General features: G+C 74.7%; 13 protein-coding genes and 1 pseudogene. 9 read left to right on the plus strand and 5 right to left on the minus strand.

Annotated elements, in window-relative coordinates; translation table 11 throughout:
* Positions 1-221 precede the first annotated feature (221 nt).
* Complete coding sequence (locus AB0E83_RS06970) at positions 222-1,457, minus strand: maleylpyruvate isomerase N-terminal domain-containing protein (RefSeq protein ID WP_362107080.1); 1,236 nt, start codon at positions 1,455-1,457, stop codon at positions 222-224.
* Positions 1,454-2,032 carry a sigma-70 family RNA polymerase sigma factor gene (locus AB0E83_RS06975; protein WP_362107083.1) on the minus strand — a complete coding sequence of 193 codons (579 nt, stop codon included), beginning with the start codon at positions 2,030-2,032 and terminating at the stop codon, positions 1,454-1,456. The genes AB0E83_RS06970 and AB0E83_RS06975 overlap by 4 nt, the downstream gene beginning before the upstream one ends.
* A 209-nt stretch (positions 2,033-2,241) precedes the next feature.
* Here AB0E83_RS06975 and AB0E83_RS06980 point away from each other — a divergent pair.
* A pseudogene (locus tag AB0E83_RS06980) lies at positions 2,242-2,583 on the plus strand (STAS domain-containing protein); the annotation flags it as partial.
* Positions 2,584-2,686: 103 nt separating this feature from the next.
* Here AB0E83_RS06980 and AB0E83_RS06985 read toward each other — a convergent pair.
* The gene (locus tag AB0E83_RS06985; protein WP_362107086.1) at positions 2,687-4,237 is read right to left on the minus strand and encodes an AMP-binding protein; all 1,551 of its coding nucleotides are present in this window, start codon (positions 4,235-4,237) and stop codon (positions 2,687-2,689) included.
* A 161-nt stretch (positions 4,238-4,398) separates the two neighbouring features.
* Here AB0E83_RS06985 and AB0E83_RS06990 point away from each other — a divergent pair, with 161 nt between their 5' ends.
* From AB0E83_RS06990 to AB0E83_RS07005, 4 genes are all read left to right on the plus strand, one after another.
* On the plus strand, positions 4,399-5,607 hold the full coding sequence (locus AB0E83_RS06990; protein ID WP_362107089.1) for an amidohydrolase family protein: 1,209 nt from the start codon (positions 4,399-4,401) through the stop codon (positions 5,605-5,607).
* A complete protein-coding gene (locus AB0E83_RS06995) occupies positions 5,607-6,740 on the plus strand; it encodes an acyl-CoA dehydrogenase family protein (RefSeq protein WP_362107092.1) in 1,134 nt (377 codons plus the stop codon). Before AB0E83_RS06990 ends, AB0E83_RS06995 begins: the two co-directional genes overlap by 1 nt.
* Before the next feature lie 7 nt (positions 6,741-6,747).
* The gene (locus AB0E83_RS07000; protein ID WP_362107095.1) at positions 6,748-7,611 is read left to right on the plus strand and encodes an acyl-CoA dehydrogenase family protein; all 864 of its coding nucleotides are present in this window, start codon (positions 6,748-6,750) and stop codon (positions 7,609-7,611) included.
* Positions 7,612-7,940: 329 nt separating this feature from the next.
* Entirely contained in the window at positions 7,941-8,420 is a 480-nt protein-coding gene (locus tag AB0E83_RS07005) for an ATP-binding protein (protein WP_362107098.1), read from the plus strand.
* A gap of 202 nt (positions 8,421-8,622) precedes the next feature.
* Here the strand turns inward: AB0E83_RS07005 and AB0E83_RS07010 are convergent, their stop codons facing one another.
* Positions 8,623-9,549, minus strand: coding sequence for a cyclase family protein (locus tag AB0E83_RS07010; RefSeq protein ID WP_362107101.1), 927 nt, complete (start codon positions 9,547-9,549; stop codon positions 8,623-8,625).
* 85 nt (positions 9,550-9,634) lie between these two features.
* On the opposite strand from AB0E83_RS07010, the gene AB0E83_RS07015 reads away from it, so the two are divergent.
* The 4 genes from AB0E83_RS07015 (at position 9,635) to AB0E83_RS07030 (ending at position 13,304) form a co-directional block, all read left to right on the plus strand.
* On the plus strand, positions 9,635-10,549 hold the full coding sequence (locus AB0E83_RS07015) for an SDR family oxidoreductase (protein WP_362107104.1): 915 nt from the start codon (positions 9,635-9,637) through the stop codon (positions 10,547-10,549).
* A gap of 30 nt (positions 10,550-10,579) precedes the next feature.
* Positions 10,580-11,629, plus strand: a complete 1,050-nt coding sequence (locus AB0E83_RS07020) for a Zn-dependent alcohol dehydrogenase (protein WP_362107107.1) — start codon at positions 10,580-10,582, stop codon at positions 11,627-11,629.
* A gap of 128 nt (positions 11,630-11,757) precedes the next feature.
* Positions 11,758-12,987 carry an MFS transporter gene (locus tag AB0E83_RS07025; RefSeq protein WP_362107110.1) on the plus strand — a complete coding sequence of 410 codons (1,230 nt, stop codon included), beginning with the start codon at positions 11,758-11,760 and terminating at the stop codon, positions 12,985-12,987.
* Complete coding sequence (locus tag AB0E83_RS07030; RefSeq protein WP_362107113.1) at positions 12,987-13,304, plus strand: hypothetical protein; 318 nt, start codon at positions 12,987-12,989, stop codon at positions 13,302-13,304. Before AB0E83_RS07025 ends, AB0E83_RS07030 begins: the two co-directional genes overlap by 1 nt.
* On the opposite strand, the gene AB0E83_RS07035 is transcribed toward AB0E83_RS07030, so the two are convergent.
* A complete protein-coding gene (locus tag AB0E83_RS07035) occupies positions 13,265-14,239 on the minus strand; it encodes a helix-turn-helix domain-containing protein (RefSeq protein ID WP_362107116.1) in 975 nt (324 codons plus the stop codon). The genes AB0E83_RS07030 and AB0E83_RS07035 overlap by 40 nt on opposite strands.
* Between the last annotated feature and the right edge of the window lie 19 nt (positions 14,240-14,258).

Genomic DNA, 14,258 nt, shown 5'->3' on the forward strand with positions numbered 1-14,258 from the left:
GTTCAGGCCCGGAAGCCTTGGCCCGGCAGGGGGCGCCGTCCCTGTGCCCACCCGTCCCGCCCCAGCGGGACGCCTGCCCACAGCGACGGCGGGCGCAGCCCACAGGGACGGCGGGCGCAGCCCACACAGGGACGGGGGCGCAGCCCACAGGGACGGCGGGCGCGGCCCGCACGGGGCGCTGGGCGCAGCCCACAGGGGCGGCGGGTGCGGCCCGCGTGGGGTCAGAGGCGGCTCAGGGAGGCTGCGGCGGAGAGGACGTCCCTGATGGCCTCGCGATCGCCGTCCTGCCCCGCTGCCGCCTCCTCGGGCGAGATGTGCCCCGCCACCAGCTGGCAGAACTCGACCCCGTCCATCGCGACCTGCGCCACCGTGTGCTCGGGAGAGCCCAGCGCCGCGGGCGAGTCCAGCGCGACGTACCAGTGGCCGCCGCCCGCGCCCTCCACCTCCAGGTGGAGCGAGCGACCGGGCGCGCCCGCCGCGACGAGGTGGCGCGGCGGCCCCGCGCGGCCGGTGCGGCGGCGCTCGGCGACCGCCGCCGGCAGCAGCCGCGCCGCCAGGTCGATCATGCCGTGCAGGTGCGGCCCGCTGGGCGGCTCGTACGGATAGGCCACCGCGTTCGCGATGTCGTCCGCGTGGACCCAGCACTCGAAGGCCCGCTCCAGGAGCGCGTCCTTCAGGGGCAGGGCGAAGTCGCCGTAGGTGACCGTGAGGTTCGCCACCCCGCGGCCCGCGAACGACGCCGTCCGGATCAGGGCGTGGCTCTGGTCCCGCCACGGCGCCCGCAGCGCCCGGTTCGGCGGCCGGTCCAGCGCCTCCCAGAAGGCTTCCGTCCGCTCCGTCGGCGACAGCTCCGGCAGGTCGGGGCCGAGCGGGTCGTCGAGGCCCAGCGCGGCCGTCACCAGGCCGTCGACGGCCAGGAGGTGGCCGATCACCCCGGCGACGGTCGACTTCCGCCGCACCAGCCGGTCGTCCTCGTACCACTTGAGCCGCACCGGCGCGTGCCACTCCGCCTCGCCGATGTCCCGCAGCAGCGCGTCGAGCCGGGCGGTCTCCGCGTCGTACGGCGCCGCCCACGCGGGCACCGGGATGCGGGCCGGGCGCCGGCCCAGGCAGTTCTCCAGGACCCGGGAGCGCAGCAGCGGGTCGAGGTCCAGGTCCCGGTCCTCGTGCAGCAGCGTCACCGCGTCCCGCAGCCGCAGCGCCTCCTCCGCGCACGGCGCGCACACCGTCAGGTGGTCCTCCACCGCGCTGGTCTCCGCGCCCGAACACGCCGACAGTGCCCAGGCCCCGAGGAGGGACTTGAGCACGGTGTGGGAGAGGACGAGCGGCGGTTCCTCCGCGGGCGGGGGCCGGCGGTCGGGCGCCGTCAGGTCCGCGTGGTCGTCGGCGGCCTCCCGCGGGCCCGGTATCCAGGGGGCGCGTGCGAGGTCCTCGCCCTCGCCGTTCGCCCCGGTCACAGCGCCCGTCCGTAGCCGCCCGGCGGACCGTCCAGCGGGCGGGTGTGGGCCGTGGACAGGAGCTGGAGGCCGAGCCGCAGCCGGCGCCGGGCCTCCTCGTCGCTGATCGACAGGTCGGCGGCGGTCTGGCGGTAGTCCCGCCGCTGGAAGTACGCCAGTTCGAGCGCCTTGCGGAGCGGGGCCGGCATGGAGGTGACGATGTAGTCGGCGCGGGCCGCGACGGAGGCCCGGCGCACCTTCGCCTCCAGCTCCTCCACCGAGCCGACGCCGGTCTCCGCGTACGCCGTCGCCTCGGTCTGCCGCAGCCGCTGCACGGCCTGGCGCTGGGTCAGCCGGGCCACCCAGGAGCGCAGGTTGCCCTGCCGGGGGTCGTACGCCTCGGGGTTCTCCCAGATGGCGACGAAGACCTCCCGGGTGATCTGGTCGGCCGCCCGGTCGTCGTCGAGGATCCGGTGGGCGAGGCTGTGCACGAGGGCGGCGTAGCGGTCGTACAGCTCGCCGAGGGCGGCGGCCTCGCCGCGGGCGAGCCGCTGCTGCATCCTGCGGTCCCAGCGCGGTGGTGTGTCGTTCGCCATTCGAGCCCTCCACCCTCTGCTTCCGCCGCGCCCTGCCCGCCGTCCGTCGCCGTCCGGTCCTCCGTCCGGATCTCCAAAGTAACGGGACCGGCCGACGACGCACGCCTGTTTGCCGCAAGTGCGCCCTTGACGCGGGAACGGATGGTAAGGAAAGCGTCATCCCGCGCTCCGGGGGTTTCGGCCCGGCGGCCCGGGGCAGGCGCCCGTCCGTGACGACGATCGAGGCCGACGAGACCGACCGCTGCGGATGGACGGTGCTGCGCCTGCGCGGTGAGCTGGACCTGGTGACCTCCCCCCTGGTGAGGCGGCGGGTCCACGACGCGGTCGCGGCGGGCCGGCACGACCTCGTCGTCGATCTGTCCGGGGTCCTCTTCTGCGACTCCAGCGGGGTCGGCGTGCTGGTCGCCGCCCGCCGGCTGCTGCGCTCCTGCGGCGGGCGGCTGCGGCTGGTCCTCCCCGAGGCGGAGGACCGGCAGGGCCATGTGACCCGGGTCTTCTCCGCGCTCGGCGTGACCCGTCTCTTCGACGTGTACGAGGACGTGCCGGCGGCCCTCGCGGACGGGGCCCCGGCGCTCCCGGCCCCCCGGCCGCCGGCCGGTCCGCTCCCGGAGGAGGCCGCCGTGCCGGTCGCGGGGCGGGCCGCCGGGCGGGCCGTCAGTCCGGCCGTCGGTCCGGTGTCGTCCCCGCTGCCCCGAACCGCTCCCTGAGCTTGTACTTGAGGACCTTCCGCAGCGTCTCGTTGCGCGGCAGGGCGTCCACGACCTCCAGTTGTTCCGGCAGTTTGTGGACGGAGAGCCCGGCCGCGCGGAGGAAGGACGTCAGCGCCTCCAGGGTGAGCGGTCCGGCGCCCGGCGGCTGTTCGACGACCGCGCAGACCCGTTCGCCGCGGGCGGCGTCCGGGAGGCCGATGACGGCGGCGTCGCCGACGTCCGGGTGCTCGTGGAGGAGGTCCTCGATCTCCTTGGCCGAGATGTTCTCCCCTTTGCGGATGATGATGTCCTTCGCCCGGCCGGTCAGGACGAGGTGGCCGCTCGGGGTGAGGTGGCCGAGGTCGCCGGTGATGAGGAAGCCGTCCTCGTCGAAGGCGGCGGCGGTCTGCTCCGGGTCGAGGTAGCCGCGGCAGACGGCCTCGCCGCGGAGCCGCACCTCGCCGCCCTCGGTGATCCGGATCTCCATGGCGGCGGGCGGCCGGCCCTCGGTGGTGGCGAGGTTCTCGTCGGTGTCCTCGGGGTCGCCCATGGTGATCATGGGGACCTCGGTCATGCCGTAGCCGTGGGTGAGCCGGCAGCCCAGCTCCTCGCGGACCGCGTGGTAGACCTCGGGCGGCTTGGGCGCCCCGCCGCCGGCGAGCAGCCGCAGGGTGGGGATGACCGGTTCGCCGGGGTTCTTGCGCTGTTCGGCGAGGAACATCGAGTAGAAGGCGGTGGAGCCGCCCGCGACGGTGACGCCGTGCCGGCGGTACTCGGCCAGCGACTCCGGCAGCGCGAACTGTTCGAGCATCACGGCGGGGAAGCCGTACAGCAGCAGCATCACCGTGTAGTCGGGCCCGGCGATGTGCGCGTACGGGAAGGCCATCGAGCCGACGTCGGCGGCGGTGAGGCGCAGCGCGTGGGCGAGGCAGGCGCCGCCGGCGAGGAGCGAGCGGTCGGTGTGGAGCACGCCCTTGGGGTCGGAGGTGGTGCCGGAGGTCCAGTAGATCCAGCGGACGTCGGTGCCGGAGGCGGGCGGCGGGGGGAGGACGGCCGGGTCGCCGTCGGGGAGGTCCTCGGGGGAGTACGCCCGGAAGACCCCGGGCGCGCCGAGCCGGCGGGCCATCTCCGCGTGGTCGAAGCCGCGCCAGACCCCGGGCACCGCGAAGAACTCGGCCTTCGACGCGCGCAGCGCGAAGCCGACCTCCTTGTCCCGGTAGAAGGGGATGACGGGGGTCTGGACGGCGCCGAGCCGCGCGAGCGCGAACGACAGCACCGCCGTCTCGATCCGGGTCGGCAGCTGCCAGGCGACGACGGTGCCGGGCCGGACGCCCCGGGCGTACAGGCCGGCGGCGCACCGCTCGGCGCGGTCCCGCAGGGCGCCGAAGGTGAGGACGCGGTCCTCCTGGAGGAGGACGGGCCGGTCGGGTGTGAGGCCGGCGCGGCGTTCGACGAGCTCCCAGAGGGTGCGGGACTCGCCCAGCGCCCTGGCCTGTGCGGTTTCGGTCGAGGTCACCGGGGCCTCCCTTCCGGGCGGCCGGCTCTTCCGAGCAGCCGTCCCTGACGGATCGTCAGATCGTGCGGAGAGCGTAGAGGGACGGTCCTTGTCGGTCCAGACCCCCGGGGCTAGCCTGGCTCCATCGGGATCTGACGATCCATCAGATAACTGGAGGGGTCATGACCGAACTGCCCCGCATCATCAGCGTCGACGACCACGTGATCGAGCCCGCCCACCTGTTCGACACCTGGCTGCCCGCGAAGTACCGCGACCGGGGCCCCAAGGCGCTCACCGCGGGGATCGGGGAGCTGGCCTACGTCGGCGGCAAGTACCAGATCACCATGGACCCGGAAGGGCCCCCCGCCGACTGGTGGATCTACGAGGACCTCATGTTCCCGTACAAGCGGAACATCGCCGCCGTCGGCTTCGACCGGGACGACATGACCCTGGAGGGCATCACCCGCGACGAGATGCGGCGCGGCTGCTGGGACCCCCAGGCGCGCCTCGCCGACATGGACCTCAACCACGTCGAGGCGTCCCTCTGCTTCCCGACCTTCCCCCGCTTCTGCGGGCAGACCTTCGCCGAGGCGCACGACAAGGAGGTCGCCCTCGCCTGCGTGCGCGCCTACAACGACTGGATGGTCGAGGAGTGGTGCGGCGACAGCGGCGGCCGGCTCATCCCGCTCTGCATCGTCCCGCTCTGGGACATCGGCCTGGCCGTCGCCGAGATCCGGCGCAACGCCGCCCGCGGGGTGAAGGCCGTGACCTTCTCCGAGATCCCCACCCACCTCGGACTGCCGTCGATCCACTCCGGCTACTGGGACCCGTTCTTCGCCGTCTGCCAGGAGACCGGGACGGTGGTGAACATGCACATCGGCTCCAGCAGCCAGATGCCGGCCGCCTCCCCCGACGCCCCGCCCGCCGTCCAGGCCAGCCTCAGCTTCAACAACGCGATGGCCTCGATGATGGACTTCCTCTTCAGCGGCGTCCTGGTGAGGTTCCCCCGCCTGAAGCTCGCCTACAGCGAGGGCCAGATGGGGTGGATCCCGTACGCCCTGGAGCGCGCCGACGACGTGTGGGAGGAGCACCGCGCCTGGGGCGGGGTCCGCGACCTGGTCCCCGAGCCGCCGTCCACGTACTACTACCGGCAGATCTTCTGCTGCTTCTTCCGCGACAAGCACGGCATCGCCTCGCTGGACGTGGTGGGCCGCGACAACGCCACCTTCGAGACCGACTACCCGCACGTCGACTCGACCTTCCCGCACACCAAGGAGGTCGCCCTCGACCACGTCCGCGGCCTCGACGACGAGACCGTCTACAAGCTGATGCGCGGCAACGCCATCCGCATGCTCGACCTCGACCTCGACCGCGACCGGGGCGCCTCCTGATGGACCTCTCCCACACCGCCGAGGAGGAGGAGTTCCGGGCCCGGCTGCGGGAGTGGCTCGCCGCCGAGCTGCCCGGACTCCCGCCGCGGCCCGACCCGCTCGACTGGCCGGGCCGCAGGGCGTACGACTGCGGCTGGCAGCGGCGGCTCTACGACGCCGGGTACGGGCACGTGCACTGGGACGCCTCGCCGACCCAGCGGATGATCTTCCTGGAGGAGACCGAGCGGGCCGGCGCGCCCTACGTCGGCGCCAACTTCGTCGGCCTCCTGCACGCCGGGCCGACCATCGCCGCCGAGGGCACCCCGGAGCAGCGCGCGCGGTGGCTGGAGCCGGTGCTGCGCGGCGACGAGGTGTGGTGCCAGGGCTTCAGCGAACCCGGCGCCGGCTCCGACCTGGCCTCGCTGCGGACCAGGGCGGTCCGGGACGGGGACGCGTACGTCGTCACCGGCCAGAAGATCTGGACCTCGCACGCCGAGGTCGCCGACTGGTGCGAACTCCTCGTGCGGACCGACGCCGAGGAGCCCAGGCACCGGGGGATCAGCTGGCTCGCGCTGCCCATGGACGCGCCGGGGGTGACGGTGCGGCCGCTGCGGACCCTCGCCGGGTCCACCGAGTTCGCCGAACTCTTCCTCGACGAGGTGCGGGTGCCGGTCGCGAACCGGGTCGGGGAGGAGAACGACGGCTGGCGGGTCACCATGGTGACCCTGTCGTTCGAGCGCGGCACCGCCTTCGTCGGCGAGGTCGTCGCCTGCCGCCGCCTCCTCGGCGAACTCGCCCGCGCCGCGCGGGAGAACGGCCGCTGGGACGACCCGGCCCTGCGCCGGCGCCTCGGGCGGCTCGCCGCCGGCTTCCAGGCCCTGTGGCGGCTCACCCAGCGGAACGTCAGCGAGGCGCAGGCCACCGGCGGCGTCCCCGGCGCCGGCGGCTCCGTCTTCAAGCTGCACTACTCGCACGCGCGCCAGGAGCTGTACGACGCCGCCGCCGACGTCCTGGGGCCGGACGCGCTCGACCTCGGGCGGGAGTGGAACCTCGACCGGCTCTCCTCCCTCTCGTACACGATCGCCGCCGGCACCAGCCAGATCCAGCGCGACATCGTCGCCGAGCGGATCCTCGGCCTCCCGAAGGGACGGTGACCGGACCGTGGACTTCCGACTGAGCGAGGACCAGCGGGACCTGCGGCGGGGGGTGCGGGACCTGCTCGACGGCCGCTTCGGGCGCGCGGCCCTGCGGGCGGCGGTGGACGGCGGCGGGGGGCTCGACCGGGGGCTGTGGAAGGAGCTGGGCGAGGCCGGGCTCTTCGCGCTGCGGCTGCCGGAGGCGGAGGGCGGGGTCGGCCTCGGCCTGCCGGAGGCCGTGCTCGTCTTCGAGGAGACGGGCCGGGCGCTGGTGCCGGGCCCGCTGGTGGCCACGCACATGGCGGCGGGGGCGGTGGAGGGCGCGGCGGAGGGCCGCACGGTGGTGACCGAGGTCTCGCCCGAGGGGCTGGTCCCCTGGCTGGACGCCGCGGACGTGGTGCGGGGCGACGCGACCGGGGCCGTACCGGTGCGGTCGGTCGATCCGCTCACGCCGCTGCACCGGGTGCCCGGCACCGGGGACCCCGCGCCGGAGGCCGTCCTGCTCACCGCCGCCGAGCAGGTCGGCACCGCGGCCTGGTGCACCGCCGCGGCCGTGGCGTACGCCGGGCAGCGGGAGCAGTTCGGGCAGGTCATCGGCGGGTTCCAGGCGGTGAAGCACCTGTGCGCGGGGATGCTGGTGCGGACCGAGCTGGCGCGGGCCGCCGTGCACGCGGCCGCCGTCACCGCCGACCCCGTGGAGATCGCGGGCGCCAAGCTGCTCGCCGACGAGGCGGCCGTGGCGAACGCCCGGGACTGCCTCCAGGTGCACGGCGGCATGGGCTTCACCTGGGAGGCGGACGTCCATCTGCACCTGAAACGGGCCTGGGTGCGGGCCGCGCTCGTGCTGCCCGGCGACCGGGCGGCGGAGGAGGTGGCCGCCGCGCTCTGAACTCCCCTCCCCCGCCGCCGAACTGGTGACGGAGCGTGTTCGAATCCGGGGGGAAGGTCGATATCGGGTTGTGTCCTTCGGAGGGTCGTCAGGGGCCGGAGCGGGCCCTCCGCTCCGGTACTCTCCGTGGGATGCGAGTGCTTGTGAGCCCGGGTCGCGCCCCGCGTTCGACTCCCCGCCGCGTGCGTCGCACAGTATGGACCATGCGTACTCCTTCGCGCTGGAATATGCCCGAAGCGCTTGTTGCGGTGACTGTACGTCAACCATGCTGTCTCACAAGGGAATCACGTTCCGTAAAGGTGTGTCCGCCGGTTCGGATGGTGTGAACGGTGCAGGTGCTTCAGGTTCAGTTGGAGGTCGGGCCGGACCCGGCCGAGGTGGGGCGTGCGCGCAGGTGGGCCCGGAGACGGCTGGCCGGTTCCGGGATAGGGGACGACGAGCCGCTGGCGGAGACGCTGGTGCTGCTCATCTCCGAGCTGGTGACCAACGCCGTGGTGCACACCGGCTGTCCCGCCGTGCTGCGGATGCTCTTCGCGGCGGAGGGCAGGGTGCGGGTCGAGGTCGCCGACCGCAGCGAGCTGCCGCCCCGGCCCCGGCACGCGGCCGGCGAGGACACCAACGGGCGCGGCCTGGAGCTGGTGGACGGCCTCGCCGACCGGTGGGGCTGGCAGCCGGAGGGGCTCGGGAAGAGCATCTGGTGCGAGGTGGACCGCACGCCCGTGGCGTCCGAGGCGCACGCGGCGTCCGCGGCGCCCGTGATGCCCGTGCCGGGCGAGGGCGTGGGCTCACCCGGACGAGTGCACTGTTGACGGTTCGTTCCGTTTTGCCCACCCTGGGGTGAGCGATTCGTGGTGAGGGGAGCCGAGGGCCGCGCGCCCTCGGCATGTGCGGGTCGTGGCCGGGTGGCGGCGGACCGTGCCGTGCTCGGGGCGCGCGCGGGCGCGCCGCCACCCATGTGCCGCCGGGCCCCCGGCGGGGCGCGAGCGGCCTTCAGGGGAGCGCGGCCGCTCCTCAGAGGATCGCGACCGGGGCGACCGGCGTACCGGTGCCGCCGACGAAGGGTTCCGGCATCGCGGAGAGCAGGAAGGCGTAACGGCCTTCTTGTGCACAGGCTGTGGACAACTCCTCCAGGTTCCAGTTCTGCCCCTGGAGCATCCCCATCTCGACCAGGTCGAGCGCGTGCACGCCCAGCCACAGGTCCTCGATCTCCGGCGGGAAGATCTCGAAGGTGAGCGTGTCGTCGGCGACGGCCGCGACGTCCCGCGCGTGGAACCACTCCGGCGTGCGGATCGAGAGCCCGGGCGACGGGAAGGCGTACCCGTGCCTGTCCCCGGCCAGGTACAGCCGGATCTGCCCGGTCCGTACGAGGACGATGTCGCCGGCCCGCACCGTCACCCGCCCGAACTCCGCCGCCTCGTCCAGGTCCTCCGGGGTCACCGCGTGGTCGCCGGGCAGCCGGTCCACGCCCTTCGCCGCCGCCACGTCGAGGAGGACCCCGCGGCCGACGACGTGCCGGGCCGTGTGGATGCCGCTGTAGGCGGAGCGGCCGTGCGGGGTGATCGTGTCGGCGGGGCGGCCGTTGTAGATCCGGCCGGAGTGCGAGACGTGTGTGAGGGCGTCCCAGTGGGTGCCGGCCTGGAGGCCCAGGGTCACGGCGTCGTCGCTGGTGGCGACCGTGCCGGGGCCGAAGAGCTCCTGGTTGACCTGGATCATGACGTGGAGCGGGTTGACCCGGCCGGGGATCATCCCGGTCTGCACGCCGTCCTGCTTCAGGTCGACGGCGAGGGGCACGCGGCGGCCGGCGCGGACCGTGGCGGCGGCCTCCCGGACCGTCTGGCCGGTGATCAGGTTGAGCGTGCCGATCTCGTCGTCCGAGCCCCAGCGGCCCCAGTTGTTCACGCGCTCGGCGATCTCGTGGAAAGCGGCGGGGAGGGACATCGGGGGCCTCCGGGGGCTTGTCTTCCGGCATCTGACGACCCATAGAATCTAACGGACCGTCAGAAACTGCGGGAAGGGGCCGGAGATGGGGAACTTCTTGGCGGGCAAGGTCGTCGCCGTGACCGGAGCGGGACGCGGCATCGGCCGGGCGGTCGCCCTCGCCTGCGCCGCCGAGGGGGCGAAGGTCGTGGTCAACGACTACGGCGTCTCCCTGGCGGGCGGCGAGCCGACCAGCGAGATCGCCGTCGGCGTCGTCAAGGAGATCGAGGCGGCCGGGGGCACCGCCGTCGCCGTCGCCGACGACATCTCCACGATGGCGGGCGGGCAGCGGGTCGTCGACGCGGCCCTCGCGGAGTACGGGCGGATCGACGGCGTCGTGTGCGTGGCCGGCATCCTGCGCGAGCGGATGCTCTTCAACATGACCGAGGAGGAGTGGGACCCGGTCGTCGCCACCCACCTGAAGGGCACCTTCACCGTCTTCCGCGCGGCGGCGGCGGTCATGCGGAAGCAGGGCTCCGGGGCGCTGATCGGCTTCACCAGCGGCAACCACCAGGGGTCCGTGGCCCAGGCCAACTACGCGGCCGCCAAGGGCGGGATCATCTCGCTCGTCCGCAGCGCGGCCCTCGGCCTCCACAAGTACGGCGTCACCGCGAACGCGGTCGCCCCCGTCGCCCGGACCCGGATGTCCGCCCACGTCCCCATGGAGCTCAAGGAGATCGGCGAGCCCGAGGACGTGGCGGCGCTCGTCGTCTACCTGCTCAGCGACCGGGCCCGCGAGGAGTCGGTCACCGGCCAGGTCTACACGATCGCGGGCCCCAAGATCGCGGTCTGGGCGCAGCCCAGGGAGCTGCGGGCCGGTTACGCGGAGGGCGGCGCCTGGACGCCGGAGCGCATCGCGGACTTCCTGCCGGGGACGGTGGGGACGGACCCGATGCCGATGCTGGCACGGCTGGAGGAGATGGCCCGGGCGGCCGCGGCGGGCGACCGCCCGAACCGGTAGGCCGGGCCCCGAGGAGAGGGAGGGAACGCCGTGCGCGGTGTGGTGTTCGACGGGAAGAACGTCGAGGTCGTCGCGGACCTGGAGGTGCGGGACCCCGGCCCCGGGGAGGTGCTGGTGGGGATCCGGGCCGCCGGGCTCTGCCACAGCGACCTGTCCGTCATCGACGGGACCATCCCGTTCCCGCCGCCCGTCGTCCTCGGCCACGAGGGCGCCGGGGTCGTTGAGGCGGTCGGGGACGGGGTGACCCACGTGGCCGCCGGCGACCACGTGGCCCTGTCCACGCTCGCCAACTGCGGGGCCTGCGCCGACTGCGACGCCGGCCGCCCCACCATGTGCCGCGGGGCGATCGGGAGGCCGGGCCGGCCCTTCTCCCGGCAGGGCCGGCCGCTCTTCCAGTTCGCCTCCAACTCGTCCTTCGCCGAGCGGACGATCGTGAAGGCCGTCCAGGCCGTGAAGATCCCCGGGGACGTGCCCTTCACCTCCGCCGCCCTGCTCGGCTGCGGCGTCCTCACCGGCGTCGGCGCCGTGCTCAACCGGGCCGGGGTGGCCCGCGGCGACACCGTCGTCGTCATCGGCGCCGGCGGGATCGGGCTCAACGTCGTCCAGGGCGCCCGGATCGCGGGCGCGCTCACCATCGTCGCCGTCGACACCAACCCGGCCAAGGAGGAACTCGCCCGCCGCTTCGGCGCCACCCACTTCCTCGGCTCCGCCGACGGCGTCCGCGAGGTGCTGCCGACCGGCGCCGACCACGTCTTCGAGTGCGTCGGGCACACCGGCCTCGTCCGCACCGCGATCGACCTCCTCGACCGGCACGGCCAGGCGGTCCTCCTCGGCATGACCGCGCCGGCGGCGGAGGCAAGCTTCCCGCCCGCCGCGATGTTCCTCGACAAGGCGATCCTCGGCTGCCGCTACGGCTCCTCCCGCCCCCAGAAGGACATCCCGCTCTACGCCGAGCTGTACCGCACCGGCGCCCTCCTCCTCGACGAACTCGTCACCGCCGCCTACCCCGTGGAGGAGTTCGCCCGCGCCCGCGAGGAGGCGGAGGCGGGCAAGGTGGCCCGGGGCGTGCTCGTCTTCTAGGGCCCGGCCCGTTCTCCGGCTCCGGTCCGTTCTCCGGCTCCGGCCCGCTCTCCGGGGCCGGTCCGTTTTCCGGGGCCGGTCCGTTTTCCGGGTGCGGGCGCCGAACGGCCGCCAGTACGGTCGTGCGCATGTCCTACCGCGAGTTGGCGACCCGCCCCGTCCTCACCTGGTGCGCCGTCACCACGGCCGCCCGGGCGCCGGTCGCCATGGCGCCGCTGGCGCTGGTCTTCCTGGTGCGGGAGCGGCCGGGCGGCTACAGCCTCGGGGCGGTGCTCGCCGCCGTGTACGTGATCGGGGAGATCGTCGCCGCGCCGGTGCTCGGGCTGCGGATGCGGGCCGAGCGGGCACGCCCGCAGATGGCGGCCGGACTGGCCGTGGGGGCGGCGGGGTTCGCGGGCCTCGGCTGGGCGTCCGGGGCGCACCCGGTGGTGCTCGGGGCGCTCGCGTTCCTGGCCGGCGCCGGACCCGTCGCCGTCTCGGCCGGGCTGCGGGCGCTGCTGACCGGCATGGTGCCGGAGCGGTCCGTCACCCAGGCGCTGAGCCTGGAGTCCATGCTGACCTTCGGGATCTGGGCCGCCGCGCCCGCGCTCACCACCGGCCTCGCGCTCGGCGCGGGTCCCGGCGCGCCCCTGCTCCTCCAGGGCGTGCTGATGGCGCTCGGCCTCGCCGGGCTGTGGCTGCTGCCCGCCGGGTGGGCGGCGGAGGCGCGGCCGAAGGACGGGACGGCGCGGCGGGCGCTGCTCGCGGCCTGGCCGGTGTACGTGCTCGGGGCCGCGTCCCTGACCCTCCTCGCGCTCGCCGAACTGATCCTGCCCGCCCTCCTCGAACAGCGCGGGATCGGCATCGGCTGGGCGGGCCCCCTCCTCGCCGGCTTCTCGCTCGGCTCGGTCGCCGGTTCCTTCCTGTACGGGCTCCGCTCCACCTGGCCCGGACCGCTCCCGGCGCAATCGCTCCTGCTCGTCCTCGGGGTGACCGCCGGGGTGGCGGCGGTGGCGCTGCTGCCCGGGGCCCTCGCCCTCGGCGTCGCCCTCGCGGCGGCGGGCCTGCTCCAGGCGCCGGCGATGCTCACCCGGAACCTGGCGCTGCGGCGGGTGCTGCCGCCGTCGGCGCTGGCCGCCGGCTACTCGATCATGTACGCGGCCGTCGGCGCCGGTTACGCGGCCAGCGGCACCCTCGCGGGCGGCCTGCTGCGGGTGGTCGCCCCCTCGACGGCGATCCTGTGCGGCGTGGGTCTGACCCTGCTGCTCGTCGCGGTCGCGGCCCTCGGCGAGCGGCGCCTGGTGCGGAACCGGGAGCGCGAGGCGCCGCGTCCGGGGGAGGAGAAGCCCGAACGCGCCCTCGACGTGAGGAACCCCTGATGCGACTCCGCAGGCCGGCCGCCCTGCTCGTCCCCCTCGCCCTGGTGCCCCTGCTGCTGTCCGGCTGCGACAGCACCCCCGAACCGCCGGCCCCGACCCCGCCGGCCCCGTCGGCACCGGCCATGGAGGACGGCACGTCCTGGGACCCGTCCGCCGAGGAGACGGACACCGAGGAGACGGACGCCGAGGAGACGGACACCGAGGGGGCGGACGCCGAGGAGACGGACACCGAGGGGGCGGACGCCGCGGGGACGGACGCCGCGGAGGAGGACGACGATCAGGACGCGGAGAAGCCCGCGCGGAAGGTGCGCCGGTAGGCGGTCGGGGTCACGCCGATCGCGGTCATCAGGTGGACCCGGAGGGACTGGGCCGTGCCGAAGCCGGAGTCCTGGGCGACGCGGTCCACCGGGAGGTCGCTGGTCTCCAGGAGGTGCCGGGCCCGCTCGATCCGCTGCTGGGTGAGCCACTGGCCGGGGCTGACGCCGGCCTCCTCGCGGAAACGGCGGGTGAAGGTGCGGACGCTCATCGCCTCCCGCTCGGCCAGGTCCCGCAGCTGGATCGGCTCGTGGAGGTGGGCCAGCGCCCACGCGCGGGCGGCGGTCGTGGTGTGCGTACCGGTCTCCGGGACCGGGCGGGCGATGTACTGGGCCTGGCCGCCGTCCCGGTGCGGCGGGACGACCGTGCGGCGGGCCACGTCGTTGGCGACCGCGGCGCCGTGGTCGCGGCGCACGATGTGCAGGCACAGGTCGAGGCCGGCGGCGACGCCCGCCGAGGTGAGCACGTCGCCGTCGTCGACGAAGAGGACGTCGGCGTCGACCCGCACCGTCGGGAAGAGCCGCTGGAAGTGCTCGGCCGACGCCCAGTGGGTGGTGGCCGGCCGCCCGTCGAGGTAGCCGGCGGCGGCCAGCACGTACCCGCCCGTGCAGATCGCGACGAGCCGCGTGCCGGGCCGGATGTGCGCGAGCGCGGCGGCCAGTTCGGCGGTGAGCCTGCCCTCCTCGTACACCGGCCCCAGCTCGTACGAGGCGGGCACGACGACCGTGTCCGCCGTGGCCAGCGCCTCCGGGCCGTGCTCCACGTGCACGGCGAAGTCGGCGTCCGTCGGCACCGGCCCGGCGGCCGGCGCGCACGTCACGATCTCGTACAGCGGCTCGCCCCCGGGGCCCTTGGCGCGGCCGAAGATCCGGTGCGGGATGCCCAGCTCGAAGGGGAGCAGCCCGGGCAGGGCGAGGACGACGACGCGGTGCGGCACGGGCTCTCCTCCGGAAAAA

The sequence above is a fragment of the Streptomyces sp. NPDC035033 genome, from assembly GCF_040636735.1.
In the GTDB taxonomy this organism is placed as follows: domain Bacteria; phylum Actinomycetota; class Actinomycetes; order Streptomycetales; family Streptomycetaceae; genus Streptomyces.

Coding starts and splice junctions, on each gene's coding strand:
- AB0E83_RS06975 (WP_362107083.1), bottom strand. CDS start 2,032: ATGGCGAACGACACACCACCGCGCTGGGACCGCAGGATGCAGCAGCGG.
- AB0E83_RS07015 (WP_362107104.1), top strand. CDS start 9,635: ATGGGGAACTTCTTGGCGGGCAAGGTCGTCGCCGTGACCGGAGCGGGA.
- AB0E83_RS06995 (WP_362107092.1), top strand. CDS start 5,607: ATGGACCTCTCCCACACCGCCGAGGAGGAGGAGTTCCGGGCCCGGCTG.
- AB0E83_RS07025 (WP_362107110.1), top strand. CDS start 11,758: ATGTCCTACCGCGAGTTGGCGACCCGCCCCGTCCTCACCTGGTGCGCC.
- AB0E83_RS07030 (WP_362107113.1), top strand. CDS start 12,987: ATGCGACTCCGCAGGCCGGCCGCCCTGCTCGTCCCCCTCGCCCTGGTG.
- AB0E83_RS06990 (WP_362107089.1), top strand. CDS start 4,399: ATGACCGAACTGCCCCGCATCATCAGCGTCGACGACCACGTGATCGAG.
- AB0E83_RS07010 (WP_362107101.1), bottom strand. CDS start 9,549: ATGTCCCTCCCCGCCGCTTTCCACGAGATCGCCGAGCGCGTGAACAAC.